The 19402-nt window shown below is 65.6% G+C and carries 16 protein-coding genes and 1 tRNA gene; 8 read left to right on the top strand and 9 right to left on the bottom strand.

Annotation, left to right across the window (positions count from 1 at the left end; translation table 11 throughout):
* Window positions 1-164 precede the first annotated feature (164 nt).
* The 3 genes from M2343_RS08250 to coxB are packed head-to-tail and all read right to left on the bottom strand — an operon-like array spanning window position 165 to window position 3585.
* Window positions 165-482, bottom strand: a complete 318-nt coding sequence (locus M2343_RS08250; RefSeq protein ID WP_264576277.1) for a hypothetical protein — start codon at window positions 480-482, stop codon at window positions 165-167.
* Window positions 479-2932, bottom strand: a complete 2454-nt coding sequence (gene ctaD, locus M2343_RS08255) for a cytochrome c oxidase subunit I (protein WP_264576278.1) — start codon at window positions 2930-2932, stop codon at window positions 479-481. Before ctaD ends, M2343_RS08250 begins: the two co-directional genes overlap by 4 nt.
* Window positions 2929-3585, bottom strand: coding sequence for a cytochrome c oxidase subunit II (coxB, locus tag M2343_RS08260; RefSeq protein ID WP_264576279.1), 657 nt, complete (start codon window positions 3583-3585; stop codon window positions 2929-2931). The genes ctaD and coxB overlap by 4 nt, the downstream gene beginning before the upstream one ends.
* 36 nt (window positions 3586-3621) lie before the next feature.
* On the opposite strand from coxB, the gene M2343_RS08265 reads away from it, so the two are divergent.
* The gene (locus M2343_RS08265) at window positions 3622-4134 is read left to right on the top strand and encodes a DUF2231 domain-containing protein (RefSeq protein WP_220128507.1); all 513 of its coding nucleotides are present in this window, start codon (window positions 3622-3624) and stop codon (window positions 4132-4134) included.
* On the opposite strand, the gene M2343_RS08270 is transcribed toward M2343_RS08265, so the two are convergent.
* Together M2343_RS08270 and M2343_RS08275 are read right to left on the bottom strand one after the other, a co-directional pair.
* Window positions 4104-4601 (bottom strand): CopD family protein, encoded by a 498-nt coding sequence (locus tag M2343_RS08270; RefSeq protein ID WP_264576280.1) that lies wholly within the window; start codon window positions 4599-4601, stop codon window positions 4104-4106. The two genes, M2343_RS08265 and M2343_RS08270, sit on opposite strands and share 31 nt — an antisense overlap.
* Entirely contained in the window at window positions 4598-5233 is a 636-nt protein-coding gene (locus tag M2343_RS08275) for a cytochrome c oxidase assembly protein (RefSeq protein ID WP_264576281.1), read from the bottom strand. The genes M2343_RS08270 and M2343_RS08275 overlap by 4 nt, the downstream gene beginning before the upstream one ends.
* A gap of 278 nt (window positions 5234-5511) precedes the next feature.
* Between M2343_RS08275 and M2343_RS08280 the strand changes: the two genes are divergently transcribed.
* From M2343_RS08280 to M2343_RS08290, 3 genes are all read left to right on the top strand, one after another.
* Window positions 5512-5850 (top strand): hypothetical protein, encoded by a 339-nt coding sequence (locus M2343_RS08280; RefSeq protein ID WP_264576282.1) that lies wholly within the window; start codon window positions 5512-5514, stop codon window positions 5848-5850.
* A gap of 191 nt (window positions 5851-6041) precedes the next feature.
* A tRNA-Gly gene (locus tag M2343_RS08285) sits at window positions 6042-6115 on the top strand.
* Between the two features lie 180 nt (window positions 6116-6295).
* The gene (locus M2343_RS08290; protein WP_264576283.1) at window positions 6296-7114 is read left to right on the top strand and encodes a hypothetical protein; all 819 of its coding nucleotides are present in this window, start codon (window positions 6296-6298) and stop codon (window positions 7112-7114) included.
* 45 nt (window positions 7115-7159) lie between these two features.
* On the opposite strand, the gene M2343_RS08295 is transcribed toward M2343_RS08290, so the two are convergent.
* Entirely contained in the window at window positions 7160-7915 is a 756-nt protein-coding gene (locus tag M2343_RS08295; RefSeq protein WP_181559035.1) for a competence/damage-inducible protein A, read from the bottom strand.
* 65 nt (window positions 7916-7980) lie between these two features.
* The gene (locus tag M2343_RS08300; RefSeq protein WP_264576284.1) at window positions 7981-8493 is read right to left on the bottom strand and encodes a GFA family protein; all 513 of its coding nucleotides are present in this window, start codon (window positions 8491-8493) and stop codon (window positions 7981-7983) included.
* A gap of 63 nt (window positions 8494-8556) precedes the next feature.
* On the opposite strand from M2343_RS08300, the gene map reads away from it, so the two are divergent.
* The 4 genes from map (at window position 8557) to M2343_RS08320 (ending at window position 13004) form a co-directional block, all read left to right on the top strand.
* Window positions 8557-9381 carry a type I methionyl aminopeptidase gene (gene map, locus M2343_RS08305; protein WP_264576285.1) on the top strand — a complete coding sequence of 275 codons (825 nt, stop codon included), beginning with the start codon at window positions 8557-8559 and terminating at the stop codon, window positions 9379-9381.
* 259 nt (window positions 9382-9640) lie between these two features.
* Window positions 9641-9979, top strand: a complete 339-nt coding sequence (locus tag M2343_RS08310; protein ID WP_181559032.1) for a P-II family nitrogen regulator — start codon at window positions 9641-9643, stop codon at window positions 9977-9979.
* Window positions 9980-10041: 62 nt separating this feature from the next.
* Entirely contained in the window at window positions 10042-11454 is a 1413-nt protein-coding gene (gene glnA / locus M2343_RS08315) for a type I glutamate--ammonia ligase (RefSeq protein WP_181559031.1), read from the top strand.
* A 176-nt stretch (window positions 11455-11630) separates the two neighbouring features.
* Window positions 11631-13004 carry an MATE family efflux transporter gene (locus M2343_RS08320; protein ID WP_264576286.1) on the top strand — a complete coding sequence of 458 codons (1374 nt, stop codon included), beginning with the start codon at window positions 11631-11633 and terminating at the stop codon, window positions 13002-13004.
* On the opposite strand, the gene M2343_RS08325 is transcribed toward M2343_RS08320, so the two are convergent.
* Window positions 12998-17197 carry a translocation/assembly module TamB domain-containing protein gene (locus tag M2343_RS08325; RefSeq protein ID WP_264576287.1) on the bottom strand — a complete coding sequence of 1400 codons (4200 nt, stop codon included), beginning with the start codon at window positions 17195-17197 and terminating at the stop codon, window positions 12998-13000. The two genes, M2343_RS08320 and M2343_RS08325, sit on opposite strands and share 7 nt — an antisense overlap.
* Window positions 17197-19269 carry an autotransporter assembly complex protein TamA gene (locus tag M2343_RS08330; RefSeq protein ID WP_264576288.1) on the bottom strand — a complete coding sequence of 691 codons (2073 nt, stop codon included), beginning with the start codon at window positions 19267-19269 and terminating at the stop codon, window positions 17197-17199. The genes M2343_RS08325 and M2343_RS08330 overlap by 1 nt, the downstream gene beginning before the upstream one ends.
* Between the last annotated feature and the right edge of the window lie 133 nt (window positions 19270-19402).

Below are 19402 nucleotides of genomic sequence, written 5' to 3' on the forward strand. Positions count from 1 at the left end.
GGGCCACCATAAGGGGCGTTTCGCGCGCTTGTCACGCGCTGAAGGTCGGAAAAGTCACGGATTTCCAGATCAGCCCGGCGAATGTCCGGCTCGATCAAGGTCGCTCTGAGGCGCCAGCGTCGAGAGGGCGTCCGGCGACGGCCTTCTCCCGTGAGGGCGAGCCCTCAGGTGCAGATGGTCGCGGTGAGGACCGGTATGCCGGTATACAAGATGCTGACCAGACCGGTGACGGCGCTGGCAAAGGCCAGCCAGGCCAGCAGGTCCATACGATTGGAGCGGGGCCGAAAGACCCAGCATAGCCATGCCGCCGCACCAACCGAAACCAGGTAGATGACGACCAGCACCACCCGCGCGGCGCTCACGCTAGCGAGTCGGGCATCGTCCCAGCCCCAGGCGCAGGAGAGGCCCTGCACGGCATATAACAGCGCAAATGCCGCCGCCCAGGCAATCAAACCTGCCATCGCTCGGAGCAACGCGGTCATGCCATCAGTCCGGGAAGATGGGTGCATGCGAGGGTGATAGCGCAGACGGCAATGGCATAATCCGCCCAGAGCCGTGCGATCCTCGGCTCAGCGCCATGGGTGGCGGCCACAAATCCTGCCCGACGCCGTTGCCAGACGAACAGGCCGATCAGCAGAGCGAGTGCCGCATGGAGTATGGCGTAGCCGAGCAGCACGGCCACCACCGCCCCATAAGCATGCAGCGTGGGTGCGGGAGCCAGCAGCCATGCGGTCACGATCAACGCGGCCAGCAACGTCGCCAGCCCACCCCCGGCAATAGCAACATGGCGCAGGCGGCGGCCGAACAGCGCGGCCACCCCCGCCCCCACGATCCCCGCCAGCAAAATCGGGAGGGAAGGCAGGACGAGCGCCGGCGGGGGCCAGTTCGGGGCGATGATCCAGAGAAAGGCATGGCCGAACAGAAGCGCGCCGAAGAAGGTGCCGTTGGCGAACAGCAGGAACACGCTGCCCCACCAGCCGGGCGATCCGCCTATCTCGGCATGGGGCGGCGCCTCGACCCCATGTCCGATGGGCAGCGCGCCGCGAACCTGCTTGTCGCCAAGGAGCCACGCCCAGCGCCAGCCAAGCGCCGCCAGCAGGATGAGCGGCACCGGCGCCAAGATGTAGAGCTTGAACAGCATCAGCAGGAAGAAGCTGCCGGTGACCATCGCCGTCCACAAAGGCAGCGTCGTGTTGCCCGGCAGGACGACGATGTGCTCCACCCGCCCGCTTGCCGTGTCGACGGCCAGCGTCTCGCGCCAGCCATGGCGGGGCTCGGCAAGATAGCCCTCCCCGCGCGCCAGCGAAAGCGCAAGGTCGGGCGCCTTTTCGAGCGGCTCGCGGTCATCGACATGGGGCAGGCTCGCGATGTTGTAGGACGGCGGCGGCAGCATCATCGCCCATTCCAGCGTGCCCGCATTCCACGGATTGCGGCGGGTGCGCGGCGCGTGGAAGATCTGCAGCGCGATATCGATGACGAACAGGGCCACGCCGCTCGCCATCACAAAGCCGCCGACCGACGAGAGCAGATTATAGCCTGTCCAGCCGAGCCCCTCGGGATAGCTGTCGATGCGGCGGGGCTGGCCGAGCAGGCCGACCAGATGCATCAGGAAAAAGGTCAGGTGAAAGCCGGTGAAGATCAGCCAGAAGGCTGCCTTGCCGAGCGTGTAGCTATACTGCCGCCCCGTAAAATGCCCGAGCCAGTAATAGGCCGCCGCCAGCATCGGGAAGACGAAGCCGCCGAACAGCACATAATGGAGATGCGCGGTGACGAAGGCGCTGTCATGCGCCTGCCAGTTGAATGGGACCATGGCGACCATCACGCCGGTCAACCCGCCCATCACGAAGGTGACAAAGAAGCCGATCAGGTAGAGCATCGGTAGCTTCATCTGCGGCCGGCCGGCCCATAGCGTGCCCAGCCAGGCAAAGATCTGCACCCCGGTCGGCACCGCCACCAGCGTCGAGGCGGCGGAGAAGAACGCCAGCGCCATATGGGGGATGCCGACGGTGAACATGTGGTGGACCCACAGCCCGAAACTCAGGAAGCCGAGCGCGAGGATTGCCGCCACGATCCAGCCATATCCAAGGATGCGGGTCCGCGCCATGACCGGCAGGATCGTCGAGATCGCGCCGGCGGCCGGCAGGAAGATGATGTAGACCTCCGGGTGGCCGAACAGCCAGAAGAGGTGCTGCCACAGCAGGGAGTCCCCGCCCCGCGCCGCATCGAAGAACGGCCAGCCGAACGCGCGTTCCAGTTCAAGCAGGATGGAGCCAAGGATGAGCGGCGGGAAGCCGATCAGCATCATCAGCGCTGTCACCAGCATGTACCAGGCGAACAGCGGCATCCGATCCAACGACATGCCCGGCGCCCGCAATTTGAGGATCGAGACGACGATGTCGACCGCCGTCACCATCGCGGAAATCTCCACAAAGGTGATGCCGAGCAGCCAGAAATCGGAATTGATCCCCGGCGAATAGGGTTTGGACGACAGCGGCGTGTACATGAACCAGCCCGCATCGGGCGCGACGCCCAGCAGCATGGCCACGATCAGCATCGTGCCGCCGAACAGATAGCACCACCAGCCATAGGCCGTGATACGCGGGAAGGCGAGGTCGCGCGCACCCAGCATCTTGGGGAGCATGTACATCGCGAACCCTTCGAACATGGGGATCGCGAACAGAAACATCATGATGCTGCCATGCATCGTGAACAGCTGGTTGTAGATATCCGGCCCCACAAAGACGCTGCCCGGCGTCGCCAGCTGGGCGCGGATCAGCATGGCCAGAAGGCCGCCGATCAGGAAGAAGATGAAGGCGGTTACCATCAACCGCACGCCGATCACGCTGTGATTGACCGTCGAGATGGTGCCCCGCCAGCCGCGCGGCGTTCCCCAGATGCGCTCTAGGGCACGATGAAGCTGGAGCGCCTTCACTGCTCGTCCCCCGCCACAAAGCGCGCCCAGCCCGCCCCATCATGCGCGACGACGCGGAAAGCGTGACCCGTGTGCCCCGGGCCGCAAAACTCGGCGCACAGGCCATGATAGACGCCCGGCACGCTGGCCTCGATGCGCAGGACATTGCGATGGCCGGGAATGGCATCCATCTTGCCCGCGAGACGCGGCACCCAGAAAGCGTGAATGACGTCGAGCGTCCGCAGTTCGACATCAACCGGCTGGCCGGCGGGAATGTTGAGCACATCCTGCGTGACGACACCGCCGGTGCCGCCGGGCTGCGTGAAGGTCCACTGCCACCGGCTCGCTTCGGCGATGACGCGCAGGGTCTGCGCATCGTTGCGCGGCAGCAGCCGCTCGCCAATGACCAGACCATAAGCCAGCAGCGCGACGAGAACGACGGACGGGAAGATGAGCCCGCCGCCGATGATCCACCGCTTGGCCGAGGTCGGGCGCTCCAGTGAGCCGCGTCGAAAAGCGAGCGCGAGCAGCGCGCAGACCAGCACAAGGATCGCCACCGCCCCGGCCAGCATGACCCACCACAAGGACGCGATAGCATCCGCCGCCGGCCCTGCGGGCTCTAGCGTCGAGTAGCGGCCGGCACAGCCGCTGGAGAAAAAGGCCGCGCCGGGCATTATGACCCGAGAGCGCAGACAGCGTAAAGGACGGCCATGCCCAGCACCGAACAGCGCGAGGATGCGCTGACCGACCCGATCAGCGCGAACCCCTCGTTCGATGACGCGGAATCGAAAATCGCGGTGTCCGGTCACCCCGTTCACGCCATGCTGGTCTCGTTCCCGATCGGCCTTGCGGCCTGCGCGCTCGGCGCCGATCTCTTCTACTGGTGGACCGGAGACGGCTTCTGGGCGCGCGCGGCGCTGTGGAGCACCGGCATGGCCTTTCTGATGGGCCTGCTCGCCGGCCTTTCCGGAACGGTCGAGCTGCTGAGCGTGCCGGGTATTCGCGCTCGTGCGGCAAGCTGGACGCACTTCATCGTCGCGATCACCTTGCTGTCCGTCCTCGGCGCCAATTGGGGCTATCGGCTGTCCGGCTATGAATCCGCCGTGCTCCCTTATGGCCTGCTGCTCTCCGTGCTGTCGGCCATTTTCGTGGCCTTTGCCGGGTGGCATGGCGGCAAGCTGGTGTTTGACTATCAAATCGGCACCTCGTCGACCGGCAATTGACGGCCGCGCGGCGTCGTCAGCCAGTCCGGCATGGTCAAGTCGATGGAGGGCTTGCTTAGTACGATCGCAAAGATCGCCGCGCACAGAAGGAGGGCGAGCAGCACGAGCGGCAGGATCGGCGAGGGCTGGCGCTGATTGCCATGCTCGCCCATCCGCACGACGAGATTGCCGATCCAAGCGTGCAGCCCGACCAGCAGCCCCACGAACAGCAGCTTGCCGAACATCCAGGGCACGAACACTTCGCGCAGAAACAGCAGCGCCGTGCCGGCCGCAACCGCGACCACCGCAGCCGGCGTCAGCAAATGAGTATAGCCATAATGGGTGAAGCGGCGGATGCGCTGATACGCCTGCTGACCCTGCCCGCGCTCATGCTGCGCCAACAGCAGCGGCAAGGCGATCAGGCCGGCGGCCCACAACAGGATCGCGGCGATGTGCAATCCCTTGATGAGCGGAATCCACGCTGTCACGCCGGCGTCCACCGCCAGCCGTCGCTCCAGGCGCGGCGCGCGATCAGTCCGGCGATCACGACATAAGGCAGCATCGCCGGCACCCACACGATCAGACCGGCAAGCTGCTGATCGTGCAAGGGATCGATTCCATAGGCCAGGGGCGCGATGCGATGATGGGGATAGAGCACGCGGGGCGCGAAGGTGATCAGCGCGCCCAGCAGGCCCATCTGCCCGACCCCGGCGGCAAGCGTGACCATCGCGGCAGGCCACGCCGCGCGTGCCGAGAGTATCGCGTGCCAGAACCAGATGGCGGTGCCGAGCAGGGAAAGCTGCATCAGCCAGTACAGACCATGATGATTGAGCGCCGCCGTGTAGAAAGCGGGGATGTGCCAAAGCCAGAGCGTGCCCGTGGATACGGCGAAGGGCAGCGCCGCGCTGCCGGAGCGCCCGCGTGGCAAAAGAAGCGCGAAGACCGGCGCCGCGCAGGCGACCAGCAGAATGTGGTGCACGGTTCTCGCGGAGAACAATGCGCTAGCGAGGGCACAGAGCGGCGATACAAACGCGACCAGCAGAATGCCGCAACCGGCGGCGACGAGACCGGGCCGCTGTCGCCCGACGGTCGCGAGCAGCAGGATCGTCCCGCCCAGCATGGCGCCCAACAACCAGGGGTCGAAGTTCCAGCTGAGTAGAAGCCGGCTCGGATCCGGTGGTGCGCCACAATAAGGGATATTCGTGACGATTATACTTCCCCGAAAAGGTCCCAGGAGGAGATGAGCAGCATCCCCGCCGCCACATGCCAGACCAATTGAACCAACGCCGCCAATCCATGAGGGTTCCCGCCCGCTGGAACTGGCAGCACACTTGCGAGAAAAGGTCCCCAGGCTAACACTGGCGGCGTCACCCGGTACATCTGCATCTCGGAGGATTTATGGACATTTCTGAAGCCGGCGGTCGCACCATTGCGGCCGACATCGAAACCGCCTCCAACAGTACGGACCTGGCCCTGCTCGATCTGGCGCGGCTGACGACAAGCATCCTCGAAACCAAACGCACCACGGTGATTGAGCCGGCGCGCTTCCAAACTCTGTTGGATGATATGTCTGCCGCTCTATCAAATCTCGTCGAGGGACGTCGCAACATGGTCGCGGTGCACAGAGCGCTCGTCTTGATCAAACGTGAAAGTAACCTGGCTGAGGTCGACTTCGGGTGTTTCGGTATTGCTAACAGAGCAGCCGGCAAGCAGCCGGTCGATTCTGAGCGAAGTTGATACCGTTAAAGCCCGACCTTTCGCGACCGCAACTTGGCTGCTCATGCGTTTCCCCAGCCGCAGTGTCAGGCGCCGAGCCGCGTCGTTCGCAAATTGACGCTGTGATGAGCCTATGCCATAGGCGTCGCCGCCGCCGCGGTTGCCAAAACGATGCAACAGGGACGGCCTGATCAGCGCGAAACGCCTGATTAGCGGGTGTAGCTCAATGGTAGAGCAGCAGCTTCCCAAGCTGACGACGGGGGTTCGATTCCCCTCACCCGCTCCAGCCTTCAGACATTCCTGCCAGCATTAAGCCACCGAACCGGTTGGATTTTCCCGCTCGCCCGATGCATTTGGGGGTAGCCGCTCCACTGCGCTTGATCCACGCTGCGGAGGTCGGCAGATGCAGCGTGTGATGGCCGCTTCCTGACTGATGCGGCCCATTCGTCGGCTCGGGAGACAAAGAATGCGATCAGTGCTGGCAGCCCTCGTCATGATGATCGGCGCGATGGTTCTCTCGAGCGCAGCGACGGCCCAGCCGGCGCAGGCCTCGTCCGGGGGCGAGCAGTCTTCCGCTGCCTGCGTGAAAGACTCGAACGTCGACAGTTGCTGGCAGGCCGGCGTCGCGGCGGAACGGCGGGGCGATGCACGCGCCGCCCTCGCCGCCTACGAGGCATCCTGCGACGCGGGCTTTCAGATGGGCGGCTGCTACGAAGCCGGCAAGATCTATTTTCTGAATACCACGCTGCGCAGCTACGGTGCCGCGAAGGAGAAAATGGCGCGCGTCTGCGATTCATCCGACATCGGGATTGGCCCCTATGCCTGCAAATATCTGGGCATCATCTACCGCAGGGGTTTGGCCGGCGAACCGCAGTTGGAAAGGGCCTTCAACATCCTGTCCCGCGCCTGCTTCCTCCACAATGATAGCCCGTTCATCGACGGAAATGGCTGCGAAATCCTTGCGGACGACATTCCAGACGCTGATGCGATGGGCGTCTCCGACGATGTGTGGGCGCCCGACTATATCGCTTATCTGGCCTTCGCGATGGGCTGCACCGACGACATGCCGGCGCTCTGCACCCGCGCGCTGACAATCCATGACCGCGCCGTCGCCACATCGGCCGGCTGGCTCAAGCGCTGCGCCGAGGACGCCGGGGCAGTGCAGTTCTCGGGGCGTTGCGGGGATCTCGCGCGCGCCGCTACCATCGACAATTTCGACCAGCGTCAGGCCCTTCGCCAGCGTCTCGTGCGGATGTTCGTTCGCGCGACGGAATATGCGGGATAGAGCACGCCCCCGCATCACCGCCAGGCGCGGGCCGCCCTCTGTGTGTCAGATACCGCCGTCGACCGGCTGAAAACCCGCCGCGACCAGCGCCGCGTTGAGATCGTGCACGCAGGCGTCGAGCCGCGCCTGATCGGTGGCGCGGACTACGAAATTGGCCCCGACCTTGCCTTCGCGGAAGAAGGGATAGCTGCCGATCTGGCACCCCTCGTGCCGCCGCTCGATCTGGGCGAGCTGATCGGCAATTTCGCTTTCGGCGACATTGCAGCCGATCGTCCGCGAGAGCAGCGGCGCGCCGCCCTCCAGCTTGCCGGTCAGTTCCGCGAGCATGCCTGCTGTGATGTGCGGCACACCGGCCATGATGAAGATGTTGCCGACCTGGATACCCGGGGCGCCGGAATAATGATTCGGGATCAGCGCGGCGCCCTCCGGCACGCGCGCCATGCGTAGCCGCGCCTCGTTGATGCCTCCGCGCGAGGCGTAATAGGCTTCCAGGATTGCACGCGCTTCGGGATGGACGACCACGGGAACGCCCAAGGCAGCCGCGATGGAATCGACCGTGATATCGTCATGCGTCGGGCCGATGCCGCCCGTGGTAAAAAGATAATCGTTGCGGGCGCGCAGGATATTCACCGCCTCGCCGATTGCCGCCGCATCATCACCCACCACGCGCACTTCCCGCAGGCGGATGCCCTGCACGTTCAGCCAGGTGCCGATCTGCGCCACATTGCGGTCCTGCGTGCGACCAGAAAGAATCTCGTCGCCAATCACGAGAAGGGCGGCAGTCCAGATGCGTTCGCTCATGGCCCGGCTTTAGACCCGGCGCCGCATCGCGCCAAGCGAGACCGGAAAATTTCTGCCCGGCGCTGTCATCCGCCGCCAGCCGCGCGCTGGGCGATGAGCACCTCAAGGCGCGAGAAACGTTCGGGCGGTAGGAGCTCGGCCGGGTTGTAAGTGGCCTCAAAGCTCGGGATATCCTCGGGCAGCGCCGTCCATGGCATTTTGCTGGCGGTGAAGATCACCGCGTCCAGCTTCACCCGCGCGGGGTCGTCCAGCGTACCGACCCGCACCCCCGCGCCGAGCCGGCCCAGCCGGGGATAATAGCTCCAGAGCGCCGTCCCGCATGCGGTGCAGCGGCAGATGATATGGTCGCCGCCACTGCCTGCCTTTACGACATGCTCGCTGAGCGTTCCGCTCAAGAGGGCCACGCTTTCGGCCTCCACGAACATGTTGACGACCGATGTCGACCCCGTCTGCACCTGGCAGCGCCGGCAGTGGCAATTGTTCACGAAGATCGGCGCGCGCGAAACGCGATAGCGCGCCGCGCCGCACGCGCAGCCTCCGCTGAGGTCCCCTCCGGCTATTTCGGCAGCGTCCTGCATTGCGTCCCCCCTTCCCCTGGCAAGCCTATCGCCTTTCCGCACGCCTCCCCCTATATGGAGCGGATGACGACCTATCTCACGCCGACCGCCGAAACCCAGAACGTCCGCACCTCCGCCATCAAGCTGCATGGTCCGGAGGGCTTTGCCGGAATGCGCAAGGCGGGGCGGCTGGCCGCCGAGATTCTCGATGCGATCGTACCACTGGTCGTGCCGGGCGCGAAGACCTCCGACATCGATGATTTAATCCGCCAGATGATGCTGGATGCCGGCGCCGTCCCCGCGACACTGGGCTATCACGGCTATGCCTATAGCTGCTGCATCAGCCTCAACAATGTGATCTGCCACGGGATGCCGGGCGACAAGCCGCTCAAGGACGGCGACATCGTCAACATCGACGTCACCCCGCTGGTCGAGGGCTGGCATGGCGATACCAGCCGCATGTACCTGGTCGGCGATGTGCCGGTGAAGGCGCGGCGCTTGGTCGACGTGACTTATGACTGCCTGATGCTGGGCATCGAGCAGGCAAAGCCGGGCAATCATCTCGGCGACATTGGCCATGCGATCCAGAGCTATGCCGAGCGGCATCGCTATGGCGTGGTGCGGGATTTCTGCGGCCACGGCCTCGGCCGGGTGTTCCATGACGCGCCCGAAGTCATCCATGTCGGGCGACCCGGCACCGGCCCCGAATTGCGGCCGGGCATGATCTTCACCATCGAGCCGATGATCAATGCCGGCAAGCCGACGGTGAAGATGCTCGAGGATGGCTGGACGGCGGTCACGCGCGACCGTTCGCTCTCGGCGCAGTTCGAGCATTCGATCGGCATTACCGAGGATGGCTGCGAGATTTTCACGCTCAGCCCCAAGGGTTTGCACCGCCCGCCTTATTGAAGCTGGTCGCTATCCGGAGCTCTTGTTTCGATAGGCGCATATGGGTGCCTATTATTTGGGCAACCGCTGCCCAAAATGCCCGAAATCCGGGCAATGTCGACAAGTCGCCGCAAAGTGTCCAATGCTTGGCTGGTGATTCGCGAACGGGCGCTGTAGCGTCCGATTTCCTGCGCGGTCGCGCGTGTCGCCTGGGTCGAAATCGTCCAGGCATCATGTCGCGGTCCGCATTCAAACCGCGAAACAAAGGGGTGCGTGTGACATGAAGAAGGTGGAAGCAATCATCAAGCCGTTCAAGCTGGATGATGTGAAGGAAGCGCTGCACGAAGTCGGCGTATCCGGAATCACCGTCACGGAGGCGAAGGGCTTCGGGCGACAGAAGGGTCACACCGAGCTTTATCGCGGCGCCGAATATGTCGTGGACTTCCTGCCGAAGGTGAAGCTCGAAGTGGTGGTCGCGGACGAGATCGTCGATCGCGTGGTCGATGCCATCTCCAGCGCCGCACAGACGGGCCGCATCGGCGACGGCAAGATCTTCGTCATACCCGTTGAAAAGGCCGTGCGCATCCGCACCGGCGAGCTCGACGAAGCTGCCATCTGACCGTTTCCGTTCGCTGACCGAAAACCCGCAACAACTCAGACCAAAGAGAAGGTAACATCCTCATGGCCAATACGCCCAAAGACATCCTCAAGATGATCGAGGAAAAGGAGATCGAATGGGTCGATCTGCGCTTTACCGATCCCAAGGGCAAGTGGCAGCACCTGACCATGTGCGCCGGCGTGCTGGGCGAGGACGAGCTTGAGGAAGGCCTCATGTTCGACGGCAGCTCCATCGAGGGCTGGAAGGCGATCAACGAGTCCGACATGATCCTGAAGCCCGATCTGGACGCGGTCTATGTCGATCCGTTCAGCGCGACACCGATGATGATCCTGTTCTGCAACATCGTTGAGCCCTCGAGCGGCGAACTCTACGGCCGCGATCCGCGCTCGACCGCCGTGCGCGCCGAGGCCTATGTGAAGGCCGCCGGTTTCGGCGACACCGTGTATGTGGGGCCAGAAGCCGAGTTCTTCATGTTCGACGACGTCCGCTTCAACACGGACTACAACGAGTCCTTCTACAAGATCGACGACATCGAGCTGCCGACCAACACCGGCCGCGAATATGAAGCCGGCAACCTCGGCCACCGTCCGCGCGCCAAGGGCGGCTACTTCCCCGTCGCGCCGGTCGATCCCTGCACGGACATCCGCGCCGAGATGGTCACGACCATGCTCGAAATGGGCCTGCCCTGCGACAAGCACCACCATGAGGTGGCGGCCGCGCAGCACGAGCTGGGCCTCACCTTCGGCACGCTGGTCACCACCGCTGACCGCATGCAGATCTACAAGTATGTCGTGATGATGGTCGCCCAGGCCTATGGCAAGAGCGCCACGTTCATGCCCAAGCCGATCGCGCAGGACAACGGCTCCGGCATGCACACCCACATCTCGATCTGGGACAAGGGCAATCCGCTGTTCGCTGGTAACGGCTATGCCGGCCTGTCCGACATGTGCCTCTACTTCATCGGTGGCGTCATCAAGCACGCCAAGGCCCTCAACGCCTTCACCAACCCGACGACCAACAGCTACAAGCGTCTGGTCCCCGGTTTCGAGGCGCCCGTGCTGCTGGCCTATTCGGCCCGCAACCGCTCGGCTTCCTGCCGTATTCCTTACGGTTCGGGTGCCAAGGCGAAGCGCGTCGAGTTCCGCTTCCCCGATGCGATGGCCAACCCCTATCTGTGCTACGCCGCGCTGCTGATGGCCGGCCTCGACGGCATCGAGAACAAGATCCACCCCGGCGAGGCGATGGACAAGAACCTCTACGACCTGCCGCCCGAAGAGCTGAGCCAGGTTCCGACGGTTTGCGCCTCGCTGCGTGAAGCGCTGAACAGCCTGGAAGCCGACCACGACTTCCTGCTCAAGGGCGACGTGTTCTCCAAGGACCAGATCGACGCCTATATCGAGCTGAAGTGGCCGGAAGTGTACCGCTGGGAAATGGCGCCCAGCCCGGTCGAGTTCGACATGTACTACAGCTCCTGATCCCCAGGATTAAGCGGAACGGAAGGCCCGGGATCGAAAGATCCCGGGCCTTTTGTTGTGGGTGAATGCCGATGACCCACGCCGACTTCACGCATAGGGCGCGCGAATCATCGTCGCTTGTCATCCGCAGGGCCGCTCTCTACCCCTGAGCGAAGCTGGGGGAGGATCGCGCGACAATGAGCGGCAGAAGCGTCTCGATGACGGAAGGGCGGCTGCTCACGGTGCTGCTGCGCGTAGCCTGGCCGATCACCGTCACCAATCTCGCGCAGGCCAGCTTCGATATTGTCAATGCCTTCTGGGTTGGTCGGCTCGGCGAGGCCGCAATTGCATCGGTGACCGCCAGCGGCCCGCTGTTCTTCGTGCTGATCGGCCTGGGCTCAGGCCTATCGACCGCCGGCGCCGTGCTGATCGCGCAGAATATGGGGGCGCGGCGCATAGAGGCGCTCGATCATGTCGCGGCGCAGACCCTGCTGATGGTCGGCATCGTCGCGCTGGCCTTCACCCTCGCGGGCGCCTTGTCGGCGTCGGCCGTGCTCACCCTGATCGGTGTGGAACCGGCGATCCATGCGCGGGCAACCGATTATCTGCACGTCCGCTTCATCGGCATGGTGCCGATGTTTGGCTTCATGGCCATGCAGGCGATGTTGCAGGCCACCGGCGAGGTGCGCTTTGCCATGCGCGTGCAGATCGGCAGCGTCATCGCCAATGCACTGATCGATCCGCTGCTGATCTTCGGCATCGGGCCGTTTCCCGCCCTGGGCATTGCCGGGGCTGCGCTGGCGACGGTGATCGTACAGATCGGCGCGCTGCTGGTGCTGCTCCATCACATGCTCTCAGGGCGATCCGTCCTGCATGTGCGGGCCCGGCATTTTCGGCCGGACTGGTCGCATATCCGCCTGGCGCTGGGGCTTGGCCTGCCTGCTTCCATCGAGCAGGCGATCCGCACCTTCAGCTCGGTGCTGCTCATGGCGCTGGCCGCCAGCTTCGGCACGCTCGGCCTTGCTGCTTATGGCGTGGGGACGCGGCCGCTATTCTTCTGGTTTACGCCCATGCTCGGCCTCTCCATCGCCACCGCAGCCGTGGTCGGCCAGAATGTCGGCGCCGGCCTCACCGAGCGCGCGGAACAGGCTGCGCGCCTTTCTGCCTGGCTCGGCTTTGGCGGGATGACGCTCATCGGCTTGTTTAATCTGCCGTTCGTGCCCGCGATCATGGCCGCGCTGGCGCCGGGCGAACCGGAAGTGATCGCCCTCGCCTCGACCTTCGCCTATGTCTACTTCCCCTTTCTGGGCGTACTGACCGTGCCGCAGGCCTTGCTCGGCGCGTTCCGGGGCGCGGGCAGCCCGAGCCACTCCATGATCATCTCGATCATTATGCAATGGGGGTTTCAGATGCCCGCAGCCTATCTGATCGCCTATGCCACCCCCTGGGGCATCGCAGGCGTGTGGTGGAGCTATCCCATCGCCAACGTCGCGGCTGCCTTGCTCTGCCTCTACTGGTTCCGCCACGGAAGCTGGCGCCGCCGACTGACGCCGCCGACCCCGGCTCAATAATCCTTGGAAATTCGCGCCGCGGCGCTCTGGCGGCCGATGGTGGAGACCGTCGAGATCAAGGCCAGCCAGCGGGTGATCTGATATTCGATGCTGGTGGCGCTATAGCCCTGCCCGTCCGTAATCAGCTCGACATAGAGATGATCGCCGATGTTCTTGCCGGCGGCGATGGACGTTTGCCGCCCCGTCGTGGTGTCGGCCGCCAGCACACGCAGCCGCGAGAGACCGGTCGCGCGGCGGACGGCGTTGATCGGGTCGAGACCGCCACCCCCGCCCTGGAATGCCGCCACGGCCGAGGCGAGTTGCAACGCCTCAGGCGCCGAGAGATTGGCGATGGAGGTGCCGAACAGCAGGCGGGAGAGCAGTTCATCCTGCGCCATCGCCGGAATGCTGGAGAAGGCGATGATCGGCCGCATGCTGGTGCCAGTGACGTTGATCGTCGCGCTCAGATCCTGCACGTCCGCAACCGCGCGGATATCGAGGCGCGGATTGACCGGCGTGCTGCCGGTAAAGGTCAGGCGGCCCTCCTGCAGGTCGAACCGGCGCCCCGCGAAATCATAGGTGCCGCGCGTCAGCGTCGCCACGCCGGAAAAGGCCGGCGCGGTCGCCAGCCCGCCGATCTTGAGATCGGCCGACCATTCGCTCTGCATCCCCAGCCCCTCAACGATGAGCCCGCGCGGCGCCTTGGCGGTGATGTCGAGCCGCCAGGGCGCGTCCGCCCGCGCCCGCTCCACCTGATCGCCCGAGCGGTTGATCTCCACCAGACGCAGACGCGGAATTTCCGTCGACGAACTGGCGCGCCCGAGCGTAAACCGGCTGGAGACGGCCTCCAGATTGCCCGAGATCGTGCCCCCGCTGCCGGAGGAGACGATGCGTACGGGGCCGGTCACTGTCGCGCCGACATCGTCGCGGTCCATCAGCACTGCGCGATCTGCCTGCAGCGCGATATCCATGCCGATGCCGCGCTCGGCAGAGAGATCGAACACCGCCGTACCGGTAACCTTGCCGCTGCCGGCCCGGCCCTGAAGGTCTGGAATCGACAGTTGCGATCCGTTGAACCGACCGCTCGCCTGCACATCGCGGATCACCATGCCGGTCACCGGGCTGGTGATGCGGCCATTGCGCGTGGAGAGCGTCCCCTCGATCCGAGGATCGGACAAGGTGCCGCCAGCACTGGCGGAGAGGCGCAGATCGCCGCCCAGCGAAACGATCTCGACATTGGTGAGCCGCCAGAGCGTGTCGGCATCGCCGGCATAGCGGAACTGGGCCTGCAGGGGCGAGCGGAACAGCCGCTGGCTCAGCGACCCACTGCCGAGCGGCGTCACCAGCGCCTGCGCGCGGCCGACCACTTTGCCGCCACGCGCCACCACGGCACGGGCTGCCAGTCGGCGCGTATCCAGCTCGGCATTAAGCCCCATATCGATGGGCGCTGAGCTGAGCGCCAGGCCCGAGCGAGTGAGGCCTTTCACGCGCAAATTGAGCTTGCCGGTCGGCGGCCCGTCGACCGGCGCGACATATTGGGCCGTACCATCCATGGTGCCGCCCAATCCCAGATTGTCATTAGCCAGATCGAGCAGCAGCAGCGGCACGGCCTGCATTTTGGCGTCCAACTCCGTGCGCGTCGCGCCAAGGAAGCCGGAGAAACGCAGGGCGCCGCGCTGCATCCGCAGCGTTGCGGGCGCGAGGCGCCAGCCATCCCCTTCCCGGCTGAACACCGCCGTCCGGTCGAGCCGGATCGCCGATTCATCCAGCGAGCCATCCAGATCGATGCTGATCCGGTTGGGCGCGATGCCCGCACGGGCCTGCAGATCGAAGCTGCGCCCGGTCCGCGCATTCATGGAGACGGTGGCCGTTCCTTCGCCATTGACCAGCTTCAGCGCGCCGGCGAACCGCCCGATCCGCACGCCGCCGACGCGTACGCCGCGACCCTGCGCATTGGCGTTGATCGTCACCGCGCCAGGACGGAGCAAGGCCTCGCCCTCCAGCGAGCCACGATTGATGACGATGCCCGGCGAGCCTGTGAAGTTGGCCCCGCTCAGATCGACATCGAAGCCGATGCGCTGCACGCCATCGACCATACCCAGCGTCACCGCGCCCTCGGCGGGACCGGAAAGCGACAGAGCGCCCTGCAAGCCGCCATCGACGGGCACGAGATCGCCCCGCACCGTGACGCCGCTAACCCCCAGATCCGCCACCGAGATGGTCGCGGCGCCACCGCGCGGCAGCAGGATGGCGCCGGTCGCGGCGAAGGTGCCGAACATCGAGCCGCCCTCGACCGTCACGGCATAGCCCTGATCGTCCGGGGTCAGCAGCGCGTGGACATTGGCAAGGCCCACGGCCGGCAGCGGGCGCGCGAGGGTGATGTCGACCCGGGGGCGATCCGGCTTGCCGGCGAGCGCCAGTTGCAGGGGACCGTAATCGCGATGCTCGCCCTGCCCGCGCAGATCGAGCTGGCCAGCGCCGTCGATCCGCCCTTGGCCGACAAGGGTGAGCGCGGGCGCCACCAGCCGCAGATCGCGCAACGCGATGCCGCCGCCCGGCGCCAGCCCGACTTGGCTGGTGATGACCGGCAACCCGTCCCCAAGGCCACGCAGGAAGCCATTGTCGAGCCGCCGCATCGTCGCGCGGGCGGTGCCGGAAAAGCTGCTCTGCCCTTGCGGCGGTCGGGCCAGCCGCAGCACGGCATCGAGATCGAGCCGACCCAGGCCGGCAATCTCCAGTCCATTCAGGCCGCCGCGAAAACTCGCGAGATAGCTCCCAGAGCCGAGATTGCCTTGCCCCTCGATCTGCCCGCGAAAACCGCTGGCCCGCACGTCCGAGCGATCCATGCGCAGATCATCGCCATTCTTCAGCAGCACGCTTTGAACGACGAGATTGCGCAGCCGCTCGTCCACAGCGCGCTGGCCGACAGTCAGTGCCTGCGCCGTCAGCCGGATGGGGAAGCGTCCGCGCGGGCCGTTCAGCCGGCCCTCGCCTTCCAGACGGATGTTGCGAAACGCCAACCCGCCCTGCCGCAGCTCGGCAGAGGTCAGCAGATACCCCACCTCCATGGCATCGAATGCGCCGGACAGCCGGGCGCGCAGATTGACGGACTGGCCCGCGACGCCCTTCGCCAATTGGCCGGGCCGTGCGACCACCGCCGAAACGCGCAGCTCATCAAATCGATTGCGGCCGAAATCCACGCCGCCATTGGCGGTCAGCTTGGCGGCCGGCATCGCCAATGAGGCGGTGCCCGAGAGCAGCCGATTGTCGAACCGCACGTCCGTCTCGATCTGCGCCTGCTGGCTGCCCAGCACGGTCAGCGGTTCGAGTGGGCCGAGCAACGCCAGCGGCCCCTTCGCCTGATAGCGCCCCTCCACTGCGGTCAGTGCGACGTTCGCGGTGAGGCGATTGGCCGTCAGTGCCGTCAGCCGGCCCTTCCAGCGGCGCCAATCGCCATCGCCATGGATGCGAAGCGACACCGGTTGCTGCGCATCCAGGGTGCCCGCGATCACGCCGCCCTGTGGCCCGACGACAATCGCATCGAGATCGAACCGGCCATCATCGGGCCGGCTGTCCAGCGCGAGACGCAGCACATCGCCCGTGCGCGGCGCGCTCGCCAGAAGATCGATGACCGCGCGACCGGAGCGCACATCGGCATTGCCGATTGCGCGGACGACGTGCGCCTCGCCCAGCACCGCCGGGCCGATGCCCAGCCTGTCCACCCGCAGGTCCGCCAGCCGAATGTCGAACCCCGGGAGCAGCGGCTGCTTGGGCGAGGTCGAGGGCTTGAGCGCGGGCCGGCGGGAAAGGTCGGCCGAATGGATATGCAGCCGATCAAGATCGAGCCGGTTGGAGAGCCAGCCGAGCGGATACCAGCTCACATCGGCGCGATCGACCCTGGCGAACTGCCCTTGCGTATCGAAAAAGCGCACATCGCGCAGCACCATGTCGTTGAAGACGCGCCCCTCAATGGCGCCCACGGTGATACGCAGGCCGGAGGTCGCCTCCCACTGCGCGATCTTGCGGATGATGAAGCGATGGCCGCCTTCGCTATCCAGCCAGCGTACCCCACCCCAGAGCGCCACCACCAGCGCCACGATGAGCAGGATGACCGAAAGGCTGAACCCCGAGCGCAGCAGCGAACGCTTGCGGCGGGGCGGCGGCGGCGCCTGCTCCGACGCACCCTCCGGCAGGGGCTCGTCTTGCGCGGCCATCAGAATGCCTGCCCCAGCGACACATAGACGCCGATGCGCGAGTCACCCGGTTGCGGATTGAGCGGGGTGCCGACATCGATCCGGATCGGCCCGAAGTTGCTGTAATAGCGAAAGCCAAGGCCCGCGCCGACACGCATCTCGCGGATCGTGGGCAGGGGATCGGGCGAGATCGTCCCGGCATCTATGAACGGCACGATGCCGAACTGGTTGAGACTGCCGAAGCGATAGCGCGCTTCCAGCGAGATTTCGCCAAGGCTGCGCCCGCCCACCGGATCGTTATTGAGGTCGCGCGGGCCGATGGCCTGATAGGCATAGCCGCGCACCGAGGCGCCGCCGCCGGCGTAGAAGCGCCGCGTCGGCGCAATGCGGTCGGCCGACGCGCCGACGATGGTGCCGAGACGCGCGCGCCCGGCGATGGTCAGTCGCTCGCCGACCGGAATATAGGTGCTGCCATCGATCTGCGCGCGGACATAGCCGAAGGCGCCATCCTGCAAAGAGAGCTCGGGAGACAGGCGCCCGCCGAGGCGGAAGCCCTTGCGCGGATCGAGCAGATCCTCGCTGCCATCATGGGTCAGGCTGGTGGGCAGGGCGAGAATGAGATAGCGGCGCCGCACCGGATCGGGCGACCCCTCATATAGGCGCCGCTCGTCGCTGACACGCAGCTCAAGGCCGGCGGACCACGTCCATTCCTTCTGGAAGATCAGGTTAGTGTGCTTTTCCAGGCTCGCGGCGATGCCTGCGGTCAGCGCATCATAAGCCGGCTGATCGACATTGGCGATGCTGAGCTCGCCATTGAGAGCCTGATCGCGCTGCCACAGATTGTTGCGCCGGAAGATCGCGGACGCGCTCTGTTCCTGCGTACCGATCACGCCGCGCAACGTCACCGCTCCTTCCGGCGGCACCAGATTGCGGTGCTGCCAGCGCATTTCCACGCGCGCGCCCTCGCCGGTGCCATAACCGATTTCCCCGGCGATCGTCCGTGGCGGCGCGCGGGTCATGTTCACGACGATGTCCACCGCCTCGCGGTCAGGCCGCGCTTCGGGCGTGATGGTGAGCTGGGAGACCAGCCCGGTCGCGACGATGGCCCGGTTGAGATCGGTGAGTTCACTTTGCTTGAACGGGTCGCCCGGAGAAAAGCGGCTGATGACGGCCACGTGCCGCGCATCGAACGGCGCGCCGTCGTTTACACGGATCGAGCCGAAGCGAAGAAAGTCACCGGTATCGGCGTTGAGGCTGAGTAGGGCCTGACGCTGCTGATGGTCGACAGTGAGCACCGGTTCGCGCACCTGCGCAAATGGATAGCCGCCCTCCTCGAGGCTGACGCGCAAAGCGCTCGTCGCGGCCAATATTGTGTCGGTGTCGGCCGGGTCGCCGACCTTCACCGGGAAAAGCGAGCGCAACGGCTTGCCGTCCGCCATCGTTCCTTCCAGCCCGAACACCTCCACCGCGCTCAGGGCGAAGCGCTGGCCGGGGACGGCGCGCAGCGCGACGCGGACATAGGGGTCGCTTGCTCCGCTGACGCCAAAGCGCGCGCGGCTCCGGCCCTCATAATAGCCCCGGGTGCGCAGCAAATCTTCGAGCAGTTCTTCATCGGTCTGCGCCCGGCGCCGGATCTGCGCGATGCTGGCACGGTGGCCTTCCCCCGTCCGCAGCGCCGACAGCGCATCGAACCGGCTGTAGAACATGGGATCGGCGGCATCGTCCAGCCCCTCAAGATTGAGCTGATAACGCAGCGGCTGCGTGGGATCGAGCGCAGCGAGGGCTGCCGCTTCGCCCGCCGTGCCGCCTAGGGGGTCCGGCTCAGTACCGGCAGGAGCTTGCGTTGCAGGCGTTGCTGTCCCCTGCCCACCCGCTAGCGCGGGCTCGGCCTCTCCTCTAGCGTCACTGTCCTCCACTGCCAGAGTTTCCCCCGACTGATCGAGGTCCGGCCAGTCGAGGCCGATGTCAGGCATGTCATCGAGATCGAGCGCGTCCTGCGCGGAGTCGGGCGCTGGGGTGGCTTGACCGGGCGACGTTTGCGCCAGCGCGCGGTCGCACGTCAGCGCGCCCTGCGCCGCCAGCAGGATCGCCATGAAAGTCCCACCTGCACGGGAACACCTGCCCAAACGCGATCGCCGCAGCATCAGGCCTGTCTATGAGCTTGTCGCAGGACTGCAAGCAGCATTCGCGCGTGACGTACCGTTTTGCGGCGGGCTGTCCGGCCGG

Origin of the sequence: Sphingobium sp. B8D3B, from assembly GCF_025961875.1 — a bacterium.
Taxonomy (GTDB): Bacteria; Pseudomonadota; Alphaproteobacteria; order Sphingomonadales; family Sphingomonadaceae; genus Sphingobium.